Source organism: Microbacterium kyungheense (assembly GCF_006783905.1).
In the GTDB taxonomy this organism is placed as follows: domain Bacteria; phylum Actinomycetota; class Actinomycetes; order Actinomycetales; family Microbacteriaceae; genus Microbacterium; species Microbacterium kyungheense.
Genome location: NZ_VFPE01000003.1, coordinates 158,626 through 179,910, shown reverse-complemented (window position 1 = coordinate 179,910; position 21,285 = coordinate 158,626). Strand labels below are relative to the sequence as shown.

The following is a 21,285-nucleotide window of genomic DNA, read 5'->3' as shown; positions in this document are numbered from 1 at the left end:
GACACCGGTTGTCACCGCAGAGAGGCGGAGGATGGCTCTGAAAGAAGCGCCCCAGCAGGCGGCGCCACCCCGGCAGCGGACGCCGAAGGCGCCGCAGCCCCGTAAGCGCAAGACGTTCTGGCAGCACGTCAGAGACAGCCGCATGCTGCTGCTGATGTGCGTCCCGGCGATCCTGTACTTCCTCGCGTTCAACTACGGGCCGCTGCCCGGCATCTGGATCGCCTTCACGAACTTCAACTACACCGACGGCATCTTCGGGAGCCCGTTCGTGGGCTTCAAGAACTTCGAGTTCCTGGTGAAGTCGGGGCAGCTGTGGGTGCTCACGCGCAACACGATCCTCTACAACGTCGCCTTCATCGTGCTCGGCAACATCTTCCAGATCGCGATCGCGATCATGTTCAACGAGGTGCGGATGAAGTACTTCAAGAAGGTCACGCAGGGCGTGATGTTCCTGCCGTACTTCATCTCGGTCGTGCTCATCGGCGTCATCGCCTTCAACCTGCTGAACTACGACACCGGTGCGCTCAACACGCTGATCAAAGAGACCGGCGGCGACCCGATCAAGATCTACAGCATGGCCGGCATCTGGCCGATCATCATCATCCTGGTCTTCCTGTGGCAGAGCACGGGCTACGGCTCGATCGTGTACTTCGCGGCGATCATGGGCATCGACAAGGGGCTCTTCGAGGCGGCGGCGATCGACGGCGCATCGGCCTGGCAGCGCATCCGCTACGTCATCCTGCCGAGCCTCAAGCCGACGTTCATCATCCTGCTGCTGTTCTCGCTCGGCGGCATCATGCACGGCAACTTCGGGCTGTTCTGGAACCTCGTCGGCAACAACGCGGCGCTGTTCCAGACCACCGACATCATCGAGACCTCCGTCTACCGGATGGTGATGTCGCAGAACAACTTCACGACCTCGACGGCCGTGGGCCTGTACCAATCGCTGTTCGGCTTCGCCATCGTGCTCCTGGCGAACTGGATCGTCCGAAAGATGAACAAGGACTATGCCCTCTTCTGATCTGCTGCTGCCGTCGGCGACCGAGACGCTCACCACCGTTTCCGGCAAGCGGCCCAAGCAGCGCTGGTGGACGCGGTCCAACCGGGCGCGCCCGGTCAAGCTCGCGCGCAGCGACTACGCCCTGCGCGGCATCTCGTACGTCTTCATCACGGTCTTCTCGCTGTTCTGCCTGCTGCCGTTCGTGCTCATCCTGTCGGCATCCTTCTCGAGCGAGTCGGCGATCCGCGAGAGCGGGTTCGGGCTGTTCCCCAAGGACTTCACGCTCGACGCCTACGAGTACATCTTCGCGGCGCCGCAGCAGATCCTCGGCTCGTACATCGTGACCATCACCATGACGGTCACGGGCACCGCGGTGGGCCTCATCATCATCGCCATGACCGGGTACGCGCTGTTCCGGCAGGACTTCCGGTTCCGCAACCACATCACGTTCTTCATCTACTTCACGACGCTGTTCTCGGCGGGTCTCGCCCCCACGTTCCTGTGGGTGAGCCGCACGCTGGGACTGCGCGGCAGCTACCTCGCGGTCTGGCTGCCCCTGCTCATGACGCCGTGGCTCATCATCCTGATGAAGAACTTCATGCGCACCGTCCCGTACGAGGTCATCGAGTCGGGCAAGGTGGACGGCGCCGGGGACTTCCGCATCTTCTGGCAGCTGACGCTTCCGATGATGAAGCCCGCGCTCGCCACCGTCGGCCTGTTCCTCGCCCTCGGCTACTGGAACGAGTGGTACCTGTCGTCGCTGTATCTCGGGTCGACCGTCGAGTTCAAACCGCTGCAGTACTACCTCTACAACATCATCAACACGGCCAACGCCCTGCGGAACTCGGTCGCCGGCTCCAACGTCAGCATCACCGATCTGCCGAGCAACACGCTCAAGATGGCCAGCGCCGTGCTCGCGACAGGGCCGATCCTGCTCGCCTACCCGTACGTCCAGCGCTACTTCGTCAGCGGCATCACGGTCGGCGCCGTGAAGGGCTGAGCCGCCGCTGACTCCGGCGGTCCCCGCGACAGCGGGGACCGCGATCCGGGATGCCGCCATCCGGCGACGCCCCTGCACGTCCCCACCCAAGAGATGAGAGCCGAAGGAGCCTCACATGTCACACAGAATCATCAAGGGAGTCGCCGCCGCGGCGGCGCTCGGCCTGGGCGTCGGCGCCTTGGCGGGCTGCACCGCAGACAGCAGCGACGACTCGGGCAAGCCGACCGAGATCACCATGCTGGTGCTCGGCGACAAGCCCACCAACGGCCGGCTCGAAGCCATGCTCGACAAGCTGAACGACAAGCTCGTCGAGCAGGCCAACGCGAAGCTCGACCTGTTCTACGTCGAGTGGGCCGACTGGCAGACGCAGTACAACCTGCAGCTGCTGTCGGGCGACGACAACGTCGACCTCATCACGACGGCGACGGACTGGCTGTACGCGTGGGAGAACGCCGACAAGGGCGCCTTCCTGCCGCTGACCGAGGACATGCTCAAAGAGAACGCCCCGAAGACGTGGGCGCAGGTCGACGCGGACGGCGACTGGGACCTCACCAAGCTCGACGACCAGATCATGTTCATCCCCGAGGACAACTACACGCAGTACACGAACCACGGCTTCTTCTACCGCGGCGACTGGGCCACGGAGGCGGGCTTCGCGAACGGCGAGATCACGAAGTTCGAGGACTTCACGAAGTACTTCGAGTGGATCAAGGCCAACAAGCCCGACGCGTACCCGTGGGATGTCGCGGGCGCCGCCAACGGCGAGGCCGCGCTCACCGGCTACCTGCAGGGGAACACCGACTGGGGAACGCTGCAGGGCGTCAGCGCGGGCAACTACGCGCCGTTCCAGATCTCGGCGTCCGACCCGTACACGGTCACCTCGTGGTACATGGACAGCGACGAGCTGGTCGAGGCCGCCGAGCTCGCGAAGGAGTGGAACGACCTCGGGGTGTGGCGCGAGGACGCGCTGAACTACGACGGCGACACGCGTGAGGAGTTCTACGCGGGGCTGTCGGGCACCGATCAGCACCACACGCAGACCTTCATCGGCCAGATCGTCAACAACATGACCACGAAGCAGCCCGGCTCCGACCCGAAGATGTTCTACTGGGGCCAGGAGAACGGCAACGTCTTCAAGGACATCAAGACGCACGGCGCCATGGCGGTCAGCGCGAACTCGAAGAACCCCGAGAAGGCGCTCCAGGTGTACGACCTCATCCGCAACGACGAGGAGGACTACGACCTCCTCAACTTCGGCATCGAGGGCACGGACTACGTCCTGACCGACGACGGCAAGCTCACCTACCCCGAGGGCTACGACTCGTCGACCGACTCGCTCGGCTCGAACTTCTGGGCCGGCCGCATGGACGAGTTCGAGTACACGAAGCTCACGGACGCTCCGAACAAGGACGAGATCTACGCCTCGCTCGATGAGGTCGCCAAGGACTACCCGTACTCGACGCTCATCGTCGACAAGTCGGCGATCGACCCGACGCTCGCGGCGATCGGCGGCGTGCTGTCGGAGTACATCCCGCAGCTGGAGTACGGCAAGTTCGACGACCCCGCCGCAGCGGTGGCCGAGATGCGCCAGAAGCTGAAGGACGTGGGCTTCGACGACGCCCGCGCCTCGATCCAGTCCGACCTCGACACCTGGGCGGAAGACCACCAGGTCGACTGATCCCGTCTGCCGGCCGGGCGGGTCCGCGTCGATCGCGGGCCCGCCCGGCCACACCTCCCACGAAAGAGAGCACCAGCATGGCTGGCATCTTCGCGCCGGACTCGACGCTGATGCGGTTCCTCACCCGCATCGCCGATCTGATGATCCTCAACGTGCTGTTCCTGGTGACCTCGATCCCGCTGGTGACCCTGCCGGCCTCGCTCACGGCGCTGAGCTTCGTGTCGCTGCGGATCGCGAGCGACACCGACCGCACCATCACGGGAGACTTCGTCCGCTCGTTCCGGCAGAACTTCCGCCAGGCGACGGCCCTGGGGCTGCTGGTGGCGGCCGCGGGCGCCGCGCTGACGGCGTGGTACGTCGTGGTGACGCAGCTCGTGACGGACGGCGTCGCGCGGTTCGTGCTGCTGGCCGTCTGGTTCGTGCTGGTCTTCGTGGCACTGATGTGGGCCCTGTACGTCTTCCCGTACCTCGCCACGTTCGAGGGCTCGACGCGGGAGGTGCTGCGCAACGCGCGGCTCATGTCGTTCCGGCATCCTCTCGCCCCGCTCACCGTCATCGTCCTGAGCGTCCTCGCCGCGGTCGTGACGATCTTCTCGCCGCAGGCCACCGGGTACGGCCTGCTCTGGCTGCTCATCGGCTTCGCCGCGATCGCGTATCTCGGCGCCCTGCTCTTCTCGCGCGTCTTCGAACGGTACGCGCCGACCCCCACCACCCCGTCCGCCCTCGAAGAAGAGGACTGAACCCCGTATGCGCACCTTCGCCGTAGAGCAGTGGGCCTTCGCGCTCGCCGACGACCGCGACGCCTGGTCCAAGCGCCACGACGACTCGGCCTGGCGCACGGTCCGCGTGCCCCACGACTGGAGCGTCGAGCTGGGCTTCGACCCCCACGCCTCCAGCGGCACCGGCTACCTCCCCGGAGGCATCGGCTGGTACCGCGCGCACGTGTCGCTGCGCGAGCTGGCCGCGACATCGGGCCAGCACGTGCGCATCGTGTTCGAGGGCGTCTACAAGAACGCGGACGTCTGGGTGAACGGCTACCATCTGGGCGGTCGTCCGTCGGGGTGGATCCCGTTCTCGTTCGATCTCACGGAGCTGCTCGAGTACGCACCCGACGACGATCTCGTCATCGCCGTCCGCGTCGAGCACACCGACATCTCGGACGCGCGCTGGTACAACGGCTCGGGCATCACACGGGCGGTCGCACTGCACGTGCACGAGGGGGTGCGGCTCCGCGAGCACGGCACGACTGTGACGACCCAGAGCGTGGGTCCCGCCGCCTCCGCGGCCCTCCGGGTCGCCCATGCGCTCGAGTCCGACCTCGACGAGCCCGTCGCCGTCCGCGTCCTCCACGAGCTCCGCTCGCTGACCACGGACCGCGTCCACGAGTTCTCCGCCGACCTCGTGATCCCCGCCGAGGGCGCGTCCGACGTCGCGCTGGAGACGCTCGTCCCCGACCCCGAGCTGTGGTCCGACACCGCGCCGCACCTGTACCGGCTGACGACGACCCTCGTGTGGCACGCCGGCGACGAGGAGCGCCGGTCGGCGTACGAGCTCGTGACCGGCATCCGCACCGTCGCGTTCGATGCCGGCTCCGGGTTCTCGGTCAACGGCGAGCCGCGGGTGCTCAAAGGCGTGTGCCTGCACGAGGACGCCGGAACCCTCGGCGTCGCGGTGCCGACCGCGGTGTGGCTGAGGCGCCTGCTGTCGCTCAAGCGCATGGGCGCGAACGCCGTGCGGATGGCGCACAACCCGCACGCCGCCGAACTGTACGCGCTGTGCGACGCGCTCGGGCTGTTCGTCATCGACGAGGCGTTCGACGAGTGGGAGAACCCCAAGAACAAGTGGTGGCAGGGACACAACGTGTACCCGCCGCGGCACGAGGGGTACGCGAAGGACTTCCCGCAGTGGCACGAGCGCGACCTCGTCGCCATGATCGAGGCGCACCGGCATCACCCGTCGGTCATCGCGTGGAGCATCGGCAACGAGGTCGACTACCCGAACGATCCGTACGCGAGCCCGCTGTTCGACGAGATGACCGGCAACAACGACGCGAACAAGCCCGCCGCCGAGCGCGTCTACGATCCGAGCCGTCCCGACGTCCGCCGGCTCACGACGATCGCCCGGCGCCTGGCCGGCATCACCCGCCGCACCGACCCGTCGCGGCCGGTGACCTTCGCGGCCGCGTTCCCCGAGCTGTCGAGCCGCACGGGCCTCTTCGCCGAGCTCGACGTCGTCGGCTACAACTACAAGGAGCACCTGTACGAGGACGACCACGAGCGCTTTCCGGCCGTGCCGTTCCTCGGCAGCGAGAACGGGCACGGGTACGCGCAGTGGAAGGCCGTGACCGACCACGACTTCATCGCCGGACAGTTCCTGTGGACCGGGGTGGACTACCTGGGCGAGGCCCACGGCTGGCCCGTCCACGGATCCGGTGCCGGGCTGCTGACCCTCGCCGGGTTCGAGAAGCACGCGTGGCATCTGCGCCGTAGCTGGTGGTCGGACGAGCCCGTCGCGTATCTCGCCACCCGACCGCACGCCGAGGGCGCGGGTGCGGACTTCTGGTCGCACCCGATAGGACGCGATTGGGATGCCGCCGACGCGCACCCGGTCGAGGTCCTGGTCTTCGCCAACGGCGACGACCTCGCGCTGTCGTGCGGCGGCGACGAGCTCCCGCTGGTGCGCGACGACGAGCACGGCTACTGGACCGCCGTGACCGGCCCGCGCGCGGAGCCGCTCGTGCTGGAGTCCCGGCGCGACGGCGAGGTCATCGCGCGCGACGAGCTCGCCGCCCGCAGCGAGGCCGCCCGCATCGAGGCGGAGGTGTGGACGCCGCCGGCCGAGGCCGTGGCGGCGTGCACGGCCGCCGGCATCCCGCTTCACGGCGTGCTGCAGATCGAGTGCACCCTGCGGGACGCGGCCGGCGGCATCGCGCGCGACGACCGCGTGGTCGAGGCGATCGTCGACGGCGGCGAGCTGCTCGGCGTCGAGAACGGCGATCTGGCCGATCACACGCCGTACTCGACCCCCTCGCGCGCGACGCGGGAGGGGCGTCTGATCGTCTACATCCGCCCGCACGGAACCGTCACGGTGCGGCTGCGGGCGGCGGGCCTCGCCGACGGGCTCGTGGTGCACGGCGCGTGACATACTGGCGGGATTCGACGGTGCAGGAGTGAGCATGGGGGTGCTTCGACGGACGTCGCGCGACATCCGCAGCGATTCGCGGCTGGACGTCCTGCACGCGGTGCTGTCGGCCGGTGAGACGACCAGGAACGAGCTGACGCAGACGACGGGGCTCAGCCCCGCGACGGTGGCGACGGTCGTCGGCGACCTGATCGGCGAGGGCATCGTCGTCGAGACGAAGGTGACGGCCGGGCGCATCGGCCGGCCGACCGCGACGCTCGCGATGAACGGCGCACGCGGCCGCGTCGTCGGCGTCGACGTCGCCGAGACGTACATCCGGGCCGTCGTGTTCGACGCCGCGCTCACCCCGCTCGCGCACGCGCAGGTCGCGCGCGATGAGCACGTCCTCGACCCGGACTCCGTCGTGGAGGGCATCGGCCGTGCCGTGGAGCTCGTGCTGGCAGAAGGCGACGTCGGCCGGGACGAGGTGCTCGGCGTGGGCGTCTCGCTGCCGGGGCTGGTGCAAGGCCCGAACACGGTGTCGGTCGTGGTGCCGAACTGGACGTGGCACGAGCTCGAGCTCGATCGCCTTCGCGAGCGCGTGGGCATGCCGCTGGTCATCGACAACCCGCTCAAGGCCATGGCGACCGCGGAGCTCTGGCTCGGCCGCGGGCGGTACTTCTCGAGCCTCGCGACCATCAATCTCGGCACCGGCGTCGGCGCGGGCATCGTGCTCGAGCGCCGCATCCTCCGCGGCGCGACCAACTCGGCGGGCGAGTGGGGTCACTCGCTCCTCGTGCTGGACGGTCGGCGCTGCCGCTGCGGGCGTCAGGGCTGCGTCGAAGCGTACGTCGGGGTGCCCGGCATCCAGCAGACGCTCCGCGAGATCGACCCCGGTCACGCCCTGGTCCGGCTGGAGGCCCAGAGCGACTTCATCGCCGCGCTCGCGCGCGCGGCCGACAGCGCCGAGCCCGACCCTGCCGTCGACGAGACGATCGCGCGCACCGCCTACTACCTGGGCTCGGCGCTCGCCGATCTCGTCGCGGTCGTCAATCCCGAGGTGGTGGTCCTCACGGGCTGGACCACATGGGCGCTCGGCGACAAGCTGCTGCCGGCCACGCGGCGGCACCTGCAGGAACAGGCGCCCGGCTGGTCCGCGCGCGATCTGCTGCTGGAGGTGTCGACCGTCGAGGGCAACTCCGTGGCCACGGGAGTGGCGACGACCGCACTGGAGCGCTACCTCGCCGACGTCGGCCTGCTGACGACGCAGATCCCCATCGCCCTCTGAAGCAGGTGTTGCGGGGCGGAAATGTACCGCTTCTCGGCAGGTTTGGGTAGAGGAGGTTCGGCGGAATCCTCCGGCGGTAGCGTCATGGCCATCTCACAGCGGGCGCCGCACCCCGACAGGCGCCCGGGAGAAGGAGGAGGAAACATGCTCTGGACAATTCTCGGCCTCATCATCGTGGGCCTGATCGCAGGTCTCATCGCTCGCGCCCTCATCCCGGGCAAGCAGAGCATGGGCATCCTGCTCACGATCGTGCTCGGCATCGTCGGCTCGTTCGTCGGCGGGTTCCTCGGCTACCTGCTGTTCGGCAGCGACCCCAACGGCGGCTTCCTGCAGCCCTCGGGCATCATCGGGTCGATCCTCGGCTCGATCATCGTCCTCGGTCTGTACGTGCTGTTCACGCGCCGCCGGGGCGCCGTGCGCTCCTGACCCCGTCCCCACGGAGAAGCGAGTCCACCCGCCGGTCGGCGGGTGGACTCGCTGCGGTTCAGGCGCCTTCGAGCGCCTGCGACACCACCTCGCGGGCCTCGGCCTGCACCTGAGCGAGGTGCTCGGGGCCGCGCAGCGACTCCGCGTAGAGCTTGTACACGTCCTCGGTGCCCGACGGGCGCGCGGCGAACCACGCGTGCTCGGTCTGCACCTTCAGCCCGCCGATGGCCGCGCCGTTGCCCGGTGCGTGCGAGAGCTTGGCCGTGATCGGCTCGCCGGCGAGCTCGGTCGCCGTGACGGCCTCGGGGGCGAGTCTGCCGAGCGCCGCCTTCTGGGCGGGGGATGCCGGGGCATCCACCCGCTGGTAGGCCGACGCCCCGAACTCGGCCTCTAGCTCCGCGTAGCGCTGCGACGGCGTCTTGCCGGTCACGGCGATGATCTCGGCGGCCAGCAGGCACAGCAGGATGCCGTCCTTGTCGGTCGTCCAGACGGTGCCGTCGAACCGCAGGAACGACGCCCCGGCGGACTCCTCGCCGCCGAACGCCACAGAGCCGTCCAGCAGACCCGGCACGAACCACTTGAATCCGACCGGGACCTCCAGGAGGGGCCGCCCCAGCGATTCGGCGACGCGGTCGATGATCATCGAGCTCACGAGCGTCTTGCCCACGGCGGCAGACGCCGGCCACTCCGGACGGTGCGAGTACAGGTAGTCGATCGCCACGGCGAGGTAGTGATTGGGGTTCATCAGCCCCGCATCGGGCGTCACGATGCCGTGGCGGTCGGCGTCGGCGTCGTTGCCTGTGAGCACGTCGTACTCGTGGCGGCGGCCGATGAGCCCGGCCATCGCCGACGGCGACGACGGGTCCATGCGGATCTTCTCGTCCCAGTCCAGCGTCATGAAGCGCCACGTCGGATCGACGTCGGGGTTGACGACCGTGAGGTCGAGGTCGTGCATCTCGCCGATGAGGGCCCAGTACTCCACGGATGCCCCGCCCAGCGGGTCCGCGCCGATCCGCACGCCGGCGCGGCGGATGGCCTCGAGGTCGATGATGTTCGCGAGGTCGCGCACGTACGCGTCGCGGAAGTCGTAGTCGCCGAGCCGGTCGCCGTCGATGTCCTTGAACGGCGTCCGGTTGACCGCCTGCAGGCCGGCGGCGATCAGCTCGTTGGCGCGGTCCGCGATCCAGCCCGTGGCGTCGGTGTCGGCAGGTCCGCCGTTCGGCGGGTTGTACTTGAAGCCGCCGTCCCGCGGCGGGTTGTGGCTCGGGGTGACCACGATGCCGTCTGCGCGGCCCGGGTCGGAGGCATCCCTCCCGCGGTTGTAGGCGAGGATCGCGTGGCTGAGCGCGGGCGTGGGCACCCACGAGTCGCGGGCGTCCACGCGCACGTCGACGCCGTTGGCGACCAGCACCTCGATGGCGCTGCGCTCGGCGGGCAGCGACAGTCCGTGCGTGTCGCGGCCGAGGAAGAGCGGCCCTTCGATGCCCTGCGTGCGGCGGTAGTCCACGATCGCCTGCGTCGTGGCGAGGATGTGCACTTCGTTGAAGCTCGCCGACAGCGAGGAGCCGCGGTGGCCGCTCGTGCCGAACGCGACTCGCTGCTCCGGGACCGCCGGGTCCGGCGCGACGTCGTAGTACGCGGCGATCAGCTCATCGATGTCGATGAGGTCGGAAGGTTCGGCGGGCTGTCCTGCGCGACTCATGCCTTTAGTCTGCCTGTCCGTCGGTCCTGATGCACGGCCCGTGACGTTCGTCCGGTGCGCGGAGGGGGAGGGATGCCGCGGACTAGGGTGGTTCCGTGACTTCCGACCTCCCCGGTGCCGAGGCGCCCGTCCGCCGTACATACAGCTACCTGGGCCCGGCCGGAACGTTCACCGAGGCTGCCCTCGCGCAGGTGCCCGAGGCTCGCGGTCACGATTGGCGTCCGGTCCGCAATGTCGGAGAGGCCTTGGCCGATGTGGTCGAGGGGCGCTCCGACGCGGCGATGATCGCGATCGAGAACTCGGTCGACGGCGGCGTCTCGACGGCGCAGGACGCGCTCGCGACGATCCCCGGCCTGCGCATCGTGGGCGAGTACCTCGTGCCCGTGGAGTTCGTCCTCGTCGGGCGCCCCGGGGCGCGGCTTCAGGACGTCGGGCTCATCGCCGCCCACCCCGTCGCGTACGCGCAGTGCTTGCAGTGGCTGTCGCGCGAGCTGCCGGCGCACTCGCACGTGCCCGCGGCGAGCAACGTCGCCAGCGCCATGGGCCTGCTCGACGGATCGAGCGACGCGGATGCCGCGATCGCGCCTCCCGGCATCCTCGAGCACCACGAGCTCGAGCTGCTCGCCTCGAACATCGGCGACAACCCCAACGCGGTGACGCGCTTCGTGCTGGTCGCACGCACGGTCGTGCCGCCCTCGCCGACCGGCGCCGACAAGACCTCGCTCATCGTCGAGCTGCCCGACGACCACCCCGGTGCGCTGCTGGAGATGCTCGAGCAGTTCGCCACGCGCGGGATCAACCTCTCGCTGCTGGCGTCGCGTCCCATCGGCGACGAGCTCGGCCGGTACCGCTTCGTCGTCGACGCCGACGGGCACCTGCAGGACGAGCGCATGGCCGACGCCCTCATGGGCCTGCGCCGGTTCAGCCCGCGCGTGACGTTCCTCGGCTCGTACCCCCGCGCGGACCGCGCCGTCGTGCACTACCCCGAGCGCTACGCCGATGACGTCTTCGTCGAGGCGCGCGACTGGCTGCGCGGGCTCATCTCGGGCGAGCCCGACGCGGACTGACCCGCGGTCGTTCCCTCGGGAGCGTTTCGTCTCGCTCGTTCCTCGCCCGCTCGACGACCGGGTGGGTCGAGCGAGCGAAGCGAGACGAAACGTCTGCGACGACGATCGGCCCTCAGAGCGCGAGCTCGGCCGCCAGCAGCTCGAGTGTCTGCACGCGGCCGGGCGAGGCATCCATCGGCTCGTCCTCGTACGCGCCGGCGATCGGCGAGATCATGACCTCGTCGACGCCGTGCGTCGCCGCGAAGGCGCGGAGCTCGGATGCCACGGCCGCGGGCTCGCCGACGAACCAGTTCGCGCGGGCCGAGGCCATGAACGAGTCGCCCAGGCCGTCGAAGTCGGCGGCGCCCGCGATCGCCTGCTCGACGGTCTCGAGCGGGATGAGCGGACGGTTGGTGCGCAGCCGCGCCGTCATCCGCAGGTTGGGGAGCGCGCGCGCGTCGGCCTCAGCCTGGGTGGGGGCGACGAGCACGTTGGCCGTGAGGAACGTGCGAGGCGCGGCAAGGGTCTCGGACGCCACGAAGGCGCTGCGGTACAGGTCGAGCGCCCGCTCGAGGCCGTTGCCCGAGAAGTGGTTCGCGAACACGTAGGGCAGGCCGAGCGCGGCGGCGAGCTGCGCCGAGTAGTCGCTCGAGCCGAGCAGCCAGACCTCAGGCGTCGAGGAGGCGGCCGGTGTGGCGTGGACGTCGTAGGTTCCGCCCGAGGTGAAGCGCAGCGCGGCACCGTCGGGCGCGACGAGCGACATGATGTCGCGCACGTGGTCGGGGAACCGCTCGACGTCGCTCGTGGTCCCGCTCTGGCGCAGCAGCTGGGTGATGACGGGGTCGGAACCGGGAGCGCGGCCGAGGCCGAGATCGATGCGGCCCGGCGCGAGCGCCTCCAGCGCGGCGAACTGCTCGGCCACGACGAGCGGCGAGTGGTTCGGCAGCATCACACCGCCCGAACCCAACCGGATGCGCTGCGTCCGAGCCGCCGCCGCAGCGGCCAGCACCGGCGGCGTCGTCGAGGCGACGGCGGGCATGTTGTGGTGCTCGGCGAACCAGTAGCGCCGGTACCCGAGTCGATCGGCCGCGTCGACGAGGCCGAGGGATGCCGCCACCGCCTGTGCACTCGTCTGCCCGGTGCGCACCGGCACCAGGTCGAGCACCGAGAGGGACAGGGGAGCTGGGGCGGGAGCTGCGTCGTTCATCCTCTGCGACAACCGGCCGCGGCATCCCCTCTATTCCGGATCAGGTCTATTCCGGATCAGGGCAGGCGACTGGCGATCGCGAGGTTCGCCCGCAGCTCGTCGGCGGTCTGACGCGTGACGTACGCGGGGCGGTCGCGCTCCAGCCGCCACGACTCGCTCAGCGGGCCGGCGCTGACGGTGTCGTAGCCGAGAGCGTCGTACACGCCCGTGATGAACTCGATGCCGTCCTCGTGGTCGCTGGCCGTGCCGAGGGCACGCCGGTCCGGGGTGCCGGCAGGGAGTCCGGTCGTGTTGATGTCGGGCGCGAGGATCTGGTTGAACGCCTTCACGACCTTCGAGGCCGGCAGGTGGTCCTGCAGCAGCTGCGAGGTGGTGGTCTCGCCGCGGTCAAGGGCGTCGATGTGCCCGTCGCGTTCGAAGTAGTAGTTGTTGGTGTCGAGCACGATCTTGCCGGCGAGCGGCTGCACGGGTACATCCTTCAGCGCCGAGAGCGGAATCGTCACGACCGCGATGTCGGCGGCTGCCGCCGCGTCCTGCGCCGTGGCGGCGGTGAGCGTGGGGCCGAGCTCGGCGACGAGGTCCGCCAACGTCTCGGGGCCGCGCGAGTTCGCGATCGCGACGTCGTAGCCGAGTCCCGAGAAGGCGCGCGCGAGGGCGCTGCCGATGTGTCCTGCACCGATGATTCCGATTGTCGTCATGACGTGGCGCAACCCCGGGACGCGGCATCCCATTCCGAGATCGTCGGGGGGAGAAAGTCAGGAAGCGTTTTCGCGATCCGGCCCGCCACCGTGCGGTCCCGTGTGACGATGTCCGCATGGACTACACCCACCTCGGACGGACCGGCACCTCGGTGTCGCGGATCGTGCTCGGCACGATGAACTTCGGCGACCGCACCTCGGAGGAGGACTCGTTCGCCATCCTCGACCGCGCGCTGGAGCTCGGCGTCAACTTCATCGACACGGCCAACGGCTACGGCGGCGCCGGCGGCCGCGGCGCCACCGAAGAGATCATCGGCCGGTGGTTCGCCGCCCGCCCCGGGGTTCGCGACGACGTCGTGCTCGCCACCAAGGTGCACTCGCCGATGGTCGACCCGACCCCGGACGGCGATGTCGTGAACGCCCGCGGTGCGTCGGCCTGGCAGGTGCGCCGCGAGGCGATCGGCTCGCTCCGGCGTCTGCAGACCGACCGCATCGACCTCTACCAGTTCCACCACATCGACCGGCACATCTCGTGGCAGGAGCTGTGGCAGTCGATGGAGGTGCTCGTCGCGAAGGGCGAGGTGCTCTACACGGGCAGCTCGAACTTCGCGGCGTGGAACATCGCGCAGGCCAACGAGATCGCTGCCCAGCGCCACTTCCTCGGGCTCGTGAGCGAGCAGTCGCTGTACAACCTCACGCAGCGCTCGATCGAGCTCGAGGTGATCCCGGCGGCGCAGAACTACGGTCTCGGCATCCTGCCGTGGTCGCCGCTCGCGGGCGGCCTGCTCAGCGGCGGATCGTCGGATGCCGCGGCACGGTCCGGATCCGAGCGCATCACGTCGCAGCGCGAGCAGCGCCGCGACCAGCTCACGCACTACGAGGCGTTCGCGCAGGAACGCGGCTGGACGCCCTCGGCGCTCGGCCTCGCGTGGCTGCTGCACCAGCCGGGCGTCACGGGCCCGATCATCGGGCCCCGAACGGTGGCGCAGCTGGAGTCCGCCGTGTCGGCGCTCGACATCCGGCTGAGCGCGGAGGACCTCGCCGCCCTCGACGAGCTGTTCCCCGGCCCCGGCGGCCAGGCGCCCGAGGCCTACGCCTGGTGACGCCCCGAGCGGGCCGTGCGCTCAGGACCGCGCGGCCCGCTTGACGTGCTCGTAGGCCGCGAGCGCCGCCGTGCGCGTCTCGCCGAGGTCGACGAGAGGCTCGGGTCCGTCGTCGCCCAGCGACTCGGGCGCCCACTCACGCACGTAGTGCCCGTCGGCGTCGAACTTCTTCGCCTGCAGTTCGGGGTTGAAGATCCGGAAGTACGGGGCGGCGTCCGCCCCGGAGCCCGCGACCCACTGCCAGTTGAACGGGTTGTTGGCCTCATCGGCGTCGACGAGCGTGTCCCAGAACCACTCCTCGCCGCGTCGCCAGTCGATCAGCAGGTTCTTCACGAGAAAGGATGCCGTCACCATCCGCACGCGGTTGTGCATGTAGCCGGTGGTCCACAGCTCGCGCATGCCCGCGTCGACGAGCGGAACGCCGGTGCGCCCCCGCTGCCACGCTTCGAGGTGCGCGGGCTCCAACGGCGGCCACGGGAACGCGTCGAACTCGGGTCGCAAGTTCTTCGTCGCCAGCTCCGGGAAGTGGAACAGCGTGTGCCACGCGAACTCGCGCCACCCGAGCTCCGAGAGGAAGCGCCCGCCGTGACCCGCCGTGACGGTCTCGTGCCACACGGTGTACGGACTCACCTCGCCCCACCGCAGTCGCGGCGACAGCAGCGAGGTCGCGCCCGCGGCGGGCTCGTCGCGCGCCCGGTCGTACGTGGCGAGGTCGTCCTCGAGGAACGCGCGCAGCCGTCGCCGTGCCGCAGGCTCGCCCGGCTCCCATGTCTCGCGCAGCCCCGCCGCCCAGTCCGGGTGCCGCGGGAGCAGGTCCCAGTCCCTGAGGGCATCGGACGCCATGCTCCGGCGGATGCCGTCGACCTCGCGCGGCTCGGGCAGCGGCGATCGCGGCGACGGCAGCGCGAGGCACGCGCGCCAGAACGGCGTGAACACCGAGAAGTGCGTCCCGGCGCCGGTCGTCACCGTCCACGGCTCGAAGAGCAGCGAGGCGGCGAACGAGGCGACCTCGACGCCCTGCTCGCGCAGGCCTGACTTCAGCTCGGCGTCGATCGCGCGCTCCGGACCGCCGTAGCGCCGGTTCCAGAAGACGGCGCCGGCGGAGGCATCCGTCACGAGCTCGCGAACGATCCGCTCCGCGGGTCCGCGCCGCAGGACGAGGGTCGCGCCGCGCTCGCGCAGCCGCTCCCCGAGCGAGACGAGGGAGTGGTGCAGCCACCACCGCGATGCGCCGCCGAGCGCGCGGATCCCCGGCGACTCCTCGTCCAGGACGTAGAGCGCGATGATCGGCTCGCCCCGGTCGATCGCGGCACGCAGGGCGGGGTTGTCGGCGAGACGGAGGTCGTCGCGGAACCAGACGATCGATGGTCGGGCCATGGCCCCATCCTGCCGGGGGTCCGCGAGAGGCGGCGGGGCTTGACAGACGTCCACCGCCCGAACGGGTGGCTTGCATCCACTTGCGCGATCCTGCAAGTTCTTGCGTACACTGAGCGCATGTCGAAGCGTCTCGCCGAAGTGGCGCGCAAGGTCGGGGTCAGCGAGGCCACCGTCAGCCGCGTGCTCAACGACAAGCCCGGCGTCTCGGACGCCACGCGCCAGGCGGTGCTCACGGCGCTCGACGTGCTCGGCTACGAGCGGCCCACGAAGCTGCGCGGCGAACGCGCGCGCCTGGTCGGTCTCGTGCTCCCCGAGCTGCAGAACCCGATCTTCCCCGCGCTCGCCGAGATCATCGGCGGCGGGCTCACGCAGAACGGGTACACCCCGCTGCTGTGCACGCAGAACGCCGGCGGCATCACCGAGTCCGACTACGTCGACCTGCTCTTGCAGCAGCAGGTGTCAGGCGTCATCTTCCTCGGCGGCAACTACAGCCAGGCCGACGCGGCTCACGACCACTACGAGCGCATCCGCCAGGTGAACCTGCCGACGGTGCTCGTGAACGCCCGCATCGACGCCATCGACTTCGCGACCGTGTCGACCGACGACGCGGCCGCCGCCGAGCAGGCCGTCCAGCACCTCCACCAGCTGGGGCACCGCCGCATCGGCATGCTGCTCGGCCCGCTCGACCACATTCCCTCGCAGCGCAAGCTCGCGGCGGCGCAGCGCGTGCTGCAGCGTCTGGGCTCGCCGCTCGACGAGAGCCTGGTGGTGCGGGGGCTCTACTCGCTCGAATCCGGTCAGGCCGGGGCATCCCGTCTCTTCGCCGCCGGCGCGACCGCCGTCGTGTGCGCGAGCGACCCGCTCGCCCTCGGCGCCGTGCGCGCCGCGCGCCGCGCCGGCCTCGGGGTCCCCGAGGACGTCAGCGTCGTCGGGTACGACGACTCCTTCCTCATGAGCTGCACCGAACCTCCGCTGACCACCGTGCGCCAGCCCATCGAGTCGATGGGGCGCACCGTCATCGACCTGCTGCTCTCGCAGATCGCCGGCACCACCGAGGCCGGCGACGAGCTGCTGTTCGAGCCCGAGCTCGTCCTGCGCGCCTCGACGGGCCCCGCCGCCCGCTGACCCTCGGGGCGGCCACGGCGCCGGCAGCCGCACCCCCGGAGATCTCGCCTCGCTCGGAGATCTCGCCTCGCTCGGACGTGTGACCGGCAGATATCCGAGCGACGCGATTTCTCCGAGCTTCGCGTGCACGCGCCCGCCGGCCACATCGGCGCCGTCGTTGCACAATCGTAATCTTGCGTAGTTCTGTCAAAGAGTTGCGTTGACTCATGCCACGTCGTACATTCTCTCCATCGAGACTTTTCAACGGAGAACGAGGAGATCTGTGGACACCGAGGTCCTCACGCGCGGCGACCGCGCCGTGCCCGCCGGAGACGACGCACTATGGTGGCGCTCGGCCGTCATCTATCAGGTCTACGTGCGCAGCTTCGCGGACGGCAACGGTGACGGCACCGGCGATCTCGCGGGGGTCAGGGCGCACCTCGGCTACCTCAAGGAGCTCGGCGTCGACGCCATCTGGTTCAACCCCTGGTACCCGAGCCCGCTGGCAGACGGCGGGTACGACGTGCGCGACTACCGCGACATCGACCCGCGGTTCGGCACGCTCGAAGAGGCGGAGCTGCTGATCCAAGAAGCACTGGCCCTCGGCATCCGCACCATCATCGACGTCGTCCCCAACCACATCTCCGAGCAGCACCCGTGGTTCCAGGCGGCGCTCGCCGCCGGCCCCGGCAGCCCCGAGCGTGAGCGGTTCTGGTTCCACCCGGGCAAGGGACCGGACGGCGACGAGATCCCCACGCACTGGGTGTCGAGCTTCCAGGGCGAGACGTGGACGCGCACGACGAACCCCGACGGCACGCCGGGGGAGTGGTACCTGCACATGTTCACGCCCGAGCAGCCCGACCTCAACTGGAACCACCCCGACGTGCGCCGCGAGCACGAGGACATCCTGAGGTTCTGGTTCGACCGCGGGGTCGCGGGCGTCCGCATCGACTCGGCGGCGCTGCTCGTCAAGGACCCCGACCTGCCCGAGGTCGGCGAGAAGGAGGGGCCGGGTCAGCACCCCACCGAGGACCGCGACGAGCTGCACGACGTGTACCGCTCGTGGCGCGCGATCGCCGACTCGTACCCCGGCACCCGGGTGCTGGTGGGCGAGATCTGGGTGCCCGACATCGTGCGGTTCACCAACTACCTGCGCCCCGACGAGATGCACACCGCCTTCAACTTCGACTTCCTGGCGCGGCCCTGGGGCGCGGCATCCTTCCGCGAATCCATCGCGGCGACGCTCGAAGCCCACGCGCCGGTCGGGGCTCCCAGCACGTGGGTGCTCAGCAATCACGACGTCACGCGTCCGGTCACGCGCTACGGCCGCGAGGACACCGCGTTCGCGTTCCTCAAGAAGCGGTTCGGCGTGCCCACCGATCCCGAGCTGGGACTGCACCGCGCCCGCGCCGCGGCGCTGCTGGTCGCGGCCCTGCCGGGCAGCCTGTACATCTACCAGGGCGACGAGCTCGGGCTTCCCGAGGTCGAGGACCTGCCGCTCGACCTCATCGAGGACCCGATGCACTTCCGCTCCGGCGGGACCGATCCGGGGCGGGATGGATGCCGGGTGCCGCTGCCGTGGGCCGGCGACCGGGCTCCGTTCGGGTTCAGCCCCGACGGCGCCCGCCCGTGGCTTCCGCAGCCCGAGGGCTGGCGCGCGCTGACCGTGGCCGCGCAGGAGGCCGATCCGGCATCCACGCTCAACCTGTACCGCGAGGCGCTGCGCCTGCGCCGCGAGCTGCCCGAGCTCGGCGACGGACCCCTCACCTGGTGGGACGACGCGCCGGGTCTTGCGGGACGGACCGGCACGGGCCACGATGCCGACATCCTCGCCTTCCGGCGTGGCGACCGCTTCGCGTGCGTCGTCAACGCCGGCGATGACCCGGTCGCGCTGCCCCCCGGCGCGACCGTCCTCCTCTCGAGCTCGCCGCTCGACGCCGACGGGCAGCACGCGGGCGCCCTGCCCGCCAACGCGGCCGCGTGGCTGCACCTCGTACCCGATTCCCACACCACAACCACCCCCGGGATCCCCGCGCCGAGAGGCTGACGCGGAGCATCCTCCACGAAAGGAAAGACGATGAAGTCACCAGCAAGGGTCCTGCTCGCCGGTGTCGCCGCCGTGGCGACCGTCGGCGCGCTCGTCGGCTGCTCGGCGGCCGGCGGCGACGGCGGCGAGAGCGACAGCAAGATCGAGCTCCGCGTCGCGACGTTCCCGCCCGGCGCCGACGCCGCGGCGTACGAGGCGTTCGCGACGCAGGAGAAGCAGTTCGAGAAGCTCAACCCCGACATCGACATCATCGGTGTCGAGTACGAGTGGGAAGGGCCGACCTTCGCGGTCCAGCTCGCCGGCGGCAGCCTGCCCGACGTGTTCACCGTCCCGTTCACCGACGCCAAGACGCTGCTCGAGAACAAGCAGCTCATGGACGTCACCGACGAGATGAACGACCTCGGCTACACCGACAGCTTCAACCCGATCATCCTCGACGCCGTCACCGGCGACGACGGTCACATCTACGGCTTCCCGCGCCAGGCGTACGCGAACGCCCTGTCGTACAACCGCGAGCTGTTCGAGGCCGCCGGGCTCGACCCCGACTCGCCGCCCACCACGTGGGACGAGGTGCGCGAGTACGCCAAGAAGATCTCGGACGCGACCGGCAAGGCCGGCTACTCGCAGATGGCGATCAACAACACCGGAGGCTGGCAGCTCACGACCGCGACGGCCGCCCGCGGCGGTCGCACGCAGACCGACAACGAGGACGGCTCTGCCACCTCGACGATCGACAACGACGCCACGAAGGCCGCGCTGCAGTTCCTGCACGACCTGAAGTGGGAGGACGGCTCCTTCGGCTCCAAGATCGACCTCGACTGGGGCACGATCAACCAGGAGTTCGCCGCCGGCAACATTGGCATGTACACCACCGGCTCCGACATCTACACCGCCCTGGTGCGGGACTTCGGTCTCAACCCCGACGTGTACGGCATGACCGTCATCCCCGTCGAGGGCGAGGACGGCGGCCCCCTGGGCGGCGGTGACATCGCGGTGATGAGCCCCACGATCGACGACCAGACCAAGGCCGCCGGCGTCAAGTGGATCGACTGGTACTACATGCAGAAGCTCCTCAACGAGGACGCCGCCGTGCAGGACGCCAAGGCGCTGGCCGACTCCGACCAGGCTGTCGGCACCCCGGTGCTCCCGGTGCTCAGCCGTGAGCTGTACGAGGAGTCCCTCACCTGGATCGAGCCGTACATCAACGTGCCGCGCGAGCAGATGAAGCCGTTCACCGACAACATCTGGGACCAGACGCCGGTCGGCGAGCCGAAGAAGTCGACGCAGGAGGTCTACGCTCTGCTCGACGAGGTCGTGCAGACCGTCCTGACCGACGAGAACGCCGACATCGACGCGCTCCTCGCCCAGGCGCAGACGGACGCCCAGGCGATCCTCGACGAGTGAGAGCCGGGTGGATGCCGCGGCCCCGGGCCGCGGCATCCACCCGCTCCTCGCCCCGCTCCGCCCCCGCTCTCCGAACCCGACCGAGGCCGATGATGACCGCGACCCTTCCCGAAAGACCGGCAGCCGCTGCCGTGCCGCCGCCGCCGGCGCCCGTGCGGCGCAAGATCCGGCGGACCCCGTTGACCTGGTACCGCGGCGGCGGACTGTGGAACCTGCTGTTCGTCCTGCCGATGCTGTTCGTGTTCGTGTTCTTCTCGTGGTCGCCGATCGTGCAGTCGGTGATCATGAGCCTTCAGAAGACGAACATGATCGTGTCGGAGTGGGTGGGCCTCGACAACTACATCACCGTGCTCACCGACCCGCAGCTGGGCAGCGCGGTCATCAACACGATCTACTTCGCGGTGCTGGCGCTGCTGTTCGGATTCCCGCTCCCGCTGCTGATGGCCGTGCTCATGAGCGAGGTGCGTCGCGGCAAGGGCCTGTACTCCGCGCTCGCGTACCTGCCCGTCGTGATCCCGCCTGTCGTCGCGGTGCTGCTGTGGAAGTTCTTCTACGACTCGTCGCCCAACGGCGTGTTCAACACGGCGCTGAGCTGGTTCGGCATCCCGCCGCAGCCGTGGATCTCCAGTGCCGTGCAGGCGATGCCGTCGCTCGTGCTGGAGGCCACGTGGGCCGCGGCCGGCGGATCGATCATCATCTACCTCGCCGCCCTGCTGTCGGTGCCGCCGGAGCTGTATGATGCGGCCGAGGTCGACGGCGCCGGCATCTGGCGCAAGGTGTGGCATGTCACGCTCCCGCAGCTGCGGGGCATCCTCTTCATCATGCTGATCCTGCAGGTCATCGCGACCGCGCAGGTGTTCCTCGAGCCGTTCCTGTTCACCGGCGGCGGGCCCGCCGGGGCGACCAAGACGATCCTGCTGTACATCTACGACAAGGCGTTCCGCAACAGCCTGGGCGGCGACTACGGCGAGGCCACGGCCGTGTCGGTGCTGCTGGCGATCGTGCTCGGCATCCTGTCGTGGCTGTACTTCACGCTGACCAACCGCTGGAGCACCCGATGAGCGCCCCCCTGACGACCTCGCCGA

The 21,285-nt window shown here is 69.7% G+C and carries 17 protein-coding genes; 13 read left to right on the top strand and 4 right to left on the bottom strand.

Features of this window, described 5'->3' with window-relative positions; translation table 11 throughout:
* Positions 1–31: 31 nt before the first annotated feature.
* The 7 genes from FB391_RS13360 (at position 32) to FB391_RS13330 (ending at position 8,512) form a co-directional block, all read left to right on the top strand.
* Positions 32–1,021 (top strand): ABC transporter permease, encoded by a 990-nt coding sequence (locus tag FB391_RS13360; protein ID WP_141895061.1) that lies wholly within the window; start codon positions 32–34, stop codon positions 1,019–1,021.
* Positions 1,008–2,000 (top strand): carbohydrate ABC transporter permease, encoded by a 993-nt coding sequence (locus FB391_RS13355; RefSeq protein WP_141895059.1) that lies wholly within the window; start codon positions 1,008–1,010, stop codon positions 1,998–2,000. The genes FB391_RS13360 and FB391_RS13355 overlap by 14 nt, the downstream gene beginning before the upstream one ends.
* Positions 2,001–2,115: 115 nt before the next feature.
* Positions 2,116–3,678: an ABC transporter substrate-binding protein gene (locus FB391_RS13350; protein ID WP_141895057.1), complete on the top strand. Its 1,563-nt coding sequence runs from the start codon at positions 2,116–2,118 to the stop codon at positions 3,676–3,678.
* 77 nt (positions 3,679–3,755) lie between these two features.
* Positions 3,756–4,418, top strand: a complete 663-nt coding sequence (locus FB391_RS13345; protein WP_141895055.1) for a YesL family protein — start codon at positions 3,756–3,758, stop codon at positions 4,416–4,418.
* A gap of 7 nt (positions 4,419–4,425) precedes the next feature.
* Entirely contained in the window at positions 4,426–6,819 is a 2,394-nt protein-coding gene (locus FB391_RS13340; protein WP_141895053.1) for a glycoside hydrolase family 2 TIM barrel-domain containing protein, read from the top strand.
* A 34-nt stretch (positions 6,820–6,853) separates the two neighbouring features.
* Complete coding sequence (locus FB391_RS13335) at positions 6,854–8,086, top strand: ROK family transcriptional regulator (RefSeq protein WP_141895051.1); 1,233 nt, start codon at positions 6,854–6,856, stop codon at positions 8,084–8,086.
* A 144-nt stretch (positions 8,087–8,230) separates the two neighbouring features.
* Positions 8,231–8,512 (top strand): GlsB/YeaQ/YmgE family stress response membrane protein, encoded by a 282-nt coding sequence (locus FB391_RS13330; protein WP_141895049.1) that lies wholly within the window; start codon positions 8,231–8,233, stop codon positions 8,510–8,512.
* A gap of 58 nt (positions 8,513–8,570) precedes the next feature.
* On the opposite strand, the gene pgm is transcribed toward FB391_RS13330, so the two are convergent.
* Positions 8,571–10,214, bottom strand: coding sequence for a phosphoglucomutase (alpha-D-glucose-1,6-bisphosphate-dependent) (pgm, locus tag FB391_RS13325; RefSeq protein WP_141895047.1), 1,644 nt, complete (start codon positions 10,212–10,214; stop codon positions 8,571–8,573).
* A 95-nt stretch (positions 10,215–10,309) separates the two neighbouring features.
* Between pgm and pheA the strand changes: the two genes are divergently transcribed.
* Positions 10,310–11,281 (top strand): prephenate dehydratase, encoded by a 972-nt coding sequence (pheA, locus tag FB391_RS13320; RefSeq protein WP_141895045.1) that lies wholly within the window; start codon positions 10,310–10,312, stop codon positions 11,279–11,281.
* A 112-nt stretch (positions 11,282–11,393) separates the two neighbouring features.
* Here the strand turns inward: pheA and FB391_RS13315 are convergent, their stop codons facing one another.
* Together FB391_RS13315 and FB391_RS13310 are read right to left on the bottom strand one after the other, a co-directional pair.
* Positions 11,394–12,467, bottom strand: coding sequence for an LLM class flavin-dependent oxidoreductase (locus FB391_RS13315; protein ID WP_141895043.1), 1,074 nt, complete (start codon positions 12,465–12,467; stop codon positions 11,394–11,396).
* Between the two features lie 56 nt (positions 12,468–12,523).
* Positions 12,524–13,198 carry an NADPH-dependent F420 reductase gene (locus FB391_RS13310; RefSeq protein ID WP_425462955.1) on the bottom strand — a complete coding sequence of 225 codons (675 nt, stop codon included), beginning with the start codon at positions 13,196–13,198 and terminating at the stop codon, positions 12,524–12,526.
* 83 nt (positions 13,199–13,281) lie between these two features.
* On the opposite strand from FB391_RS13310, the gene FB391_RS13305 reads away from it, so the two are divergent.
* Positions 13,282–14,268 (top strand): aldo/keto reductase, encoded by a 987-nt coding sequence (locus FB391_RS13305; RefSeq protein WP_141895039.1) that lies wholly within the window; start codon positions 13,282–13,284, stop codon positions 14,266–14,268.
* A 21-nt stretch (positions 14,269–14,289) separates the two neighbouring features.
* Here FB391_RS13305 and FB391_RS13300 read toward each other — a convergent pair whose 3' ends face one another.
* Positions 14,290–15,645, bottom strand: coding sequence for a cryptochrome/photolyase family protein (locus FB391_RS13300; protein WP_141895037.1), 1,356 nt, complete (start codon positions 15,643–15,645; stop codon positions 14,290–14,292).
* 117 nt (positions 15,646–15,762) lie between these two features.
* Between FB391_RS13300 and FB391_RS13295 the strand changes: the two genes are divergently transcribed.
* The 4 genes from FB391_RS13295 to FB391_RS13280 all read left to right on the top strand — a co-directional run bounded on the left by FB391_RS13295 (position 15,763) and on the right by FB391_RS13280 (position 21,261).
* The gene (locus FB391_RS13295; RefSeq protein WP_141895035.1) at positions 15,763–16,770 is read left to right on the top strand and encodes a LacI family DNA-binding transcriptional regulator; all 1,008 of its coding nucleotides are present in this window, start codon (positions 15,763–15,765) and stop codon (positions 16,768–16,770) included.
* A gap of 262 nt (positions 16,771–17,032) precedes the next feature.
* Positions 17,033–18,796 carry a glycoside hydrolase family 13 protein gene (locus FB391_RS13290; RefSeq protein ID WP_141895033.1) on the top strand — a complete coding sequence of 588 codons (1,764 nt, stop codon included), beginning with the start codon at positions 17,033–17,035 and terminating at the stop codon, positions 18,794–18,796.
* A 30-nt stretch (positions 18,797–18,826) separates the two neighbouring features.
* Complete coding sequence (locus FB391_RS13285) at positions 18,827–20,200, top strand: ABC transporter substrate-binding protein (RefSeq protein ID WP_141895031.1); 1,374 nt, start codon at positions 18,827–18,829, stop codon at positions 20,198–20,200.
* 92 nt (positions 20,201–20,292) lie between these two features.
* Positions 20,293–21,261: a carbohydrate ABC transporter permease gene (locus FB391_RS13280; RefSeq protein WP_185843070.1), complete on the top strand. Its 969-nt coding sequence runs from the start codon at positions 20,293–20,295 to the stop codon at positions 21,259–21,261.
* The last annotated feature ends 24 nt before the right edge of the window (positions 21,262–21,285 follow it).

Coding starts and splice junctions, on each gene's coding strand:
- FB391_RS13345 (WP_141895055.1), top strand. CDS start 3,756: ATGGCTGGCATCTTCGCGCCGGACTCGACGCTGATGCGGTTCCTCACC.
- FB391_RS13295 (WP_141895035.1), top strand. CDS start 15,763: ATGTCGAAGCGTCTCGCCGAAGTGGCGCGCAAGGTCGGGGTCAGCGAG.
- FB391_RS13360 (WP_141895061.1), top strand. CDS start 32: ATGGCTCTGAAAGAAGCGCCCCAGCAGGCGGCGCCACCCCGGCAGCGG.
- pgm (WP_141895047.1), bottom strand. CDS start 10,214: ATGAGTCGCGCAGGACAGCCCGCCGAACCTTCCGACCTCATCGACATC.
- FB391_RS13280 (WP_185843070.1), top strand. CDS start 20,293: ATGACCGCGACCCTTCCCGAAAGACCGGCAGCCGCTGCCGTGCCGCCG.
- FB391_RS13285 (WP_141895031.1), top strand. CDS start 18,827: ATGAAGTCACCAGCAAGGGTCCTGCTCGCCGGTGTCGCCGCCGTGGCG.
- FB391_RS13305 (WP_141895039.1), top strand. CDS start 13,282: ATGGACTACACCCACCTCGGACGGACCGGCACCTCGGTGTCGCGGATC.
- FB391_RS13315 (WP_141895043.1), bottom strand. CDS start 12,467: ATGAACGACGCAGCTCCCGCCCCAGCTCCCCTGTCCCTCTCGGTGCTC.
- FB391_RS13340 (WP_141895053.1), top strand. CDS start 4,426: ATGCGCACCTTCGCCGTAGAGCAGTGGGCCTTCGCGCTCGCCGACGAC.
- FB391_RS13335 (WP_141895051.1), top strand. CDS start 6,854: ATGGGGGTGCTTCGACGGACGTCGCGCGACATCCGCAGCGATTCGCGG.
- FB391_RS13300 (WP_141895037.1), bottom strand. CDS start 15,645: ATGGCCCGACCATCGATCGTCTGGTTCCGCGACGACCTCCGTCTCGCC.
- FB391_RS13355 (WP_141895059.1), top strand. CDS start 1,008: ATGCCCTCTTCTGATCTGCTGCTGCCGTCGGCGACCGAGACGCTCACC.
- FB391_RS13330 (WP_141895049.1), top strand. CDS start 8,231: ATGCTCTGGACAATTCTCGGCCTCATCATCGTGGGCCTGATCGCAGGT.
- FB391_RS13350 (WP_141895057.1), top strand. CDS start 2,116: ATGTCACACAGAATCATCAAGGGAGTCGCCGCCGCGGCGGCGCTCGGC.
- FB391_RS13310 (WP_425462955.1), bottom strand. CDS start 13,198: ATGGGATGCCGCGTCCCGGGGTTGCGCCACGTCATGACGACAATCGGA.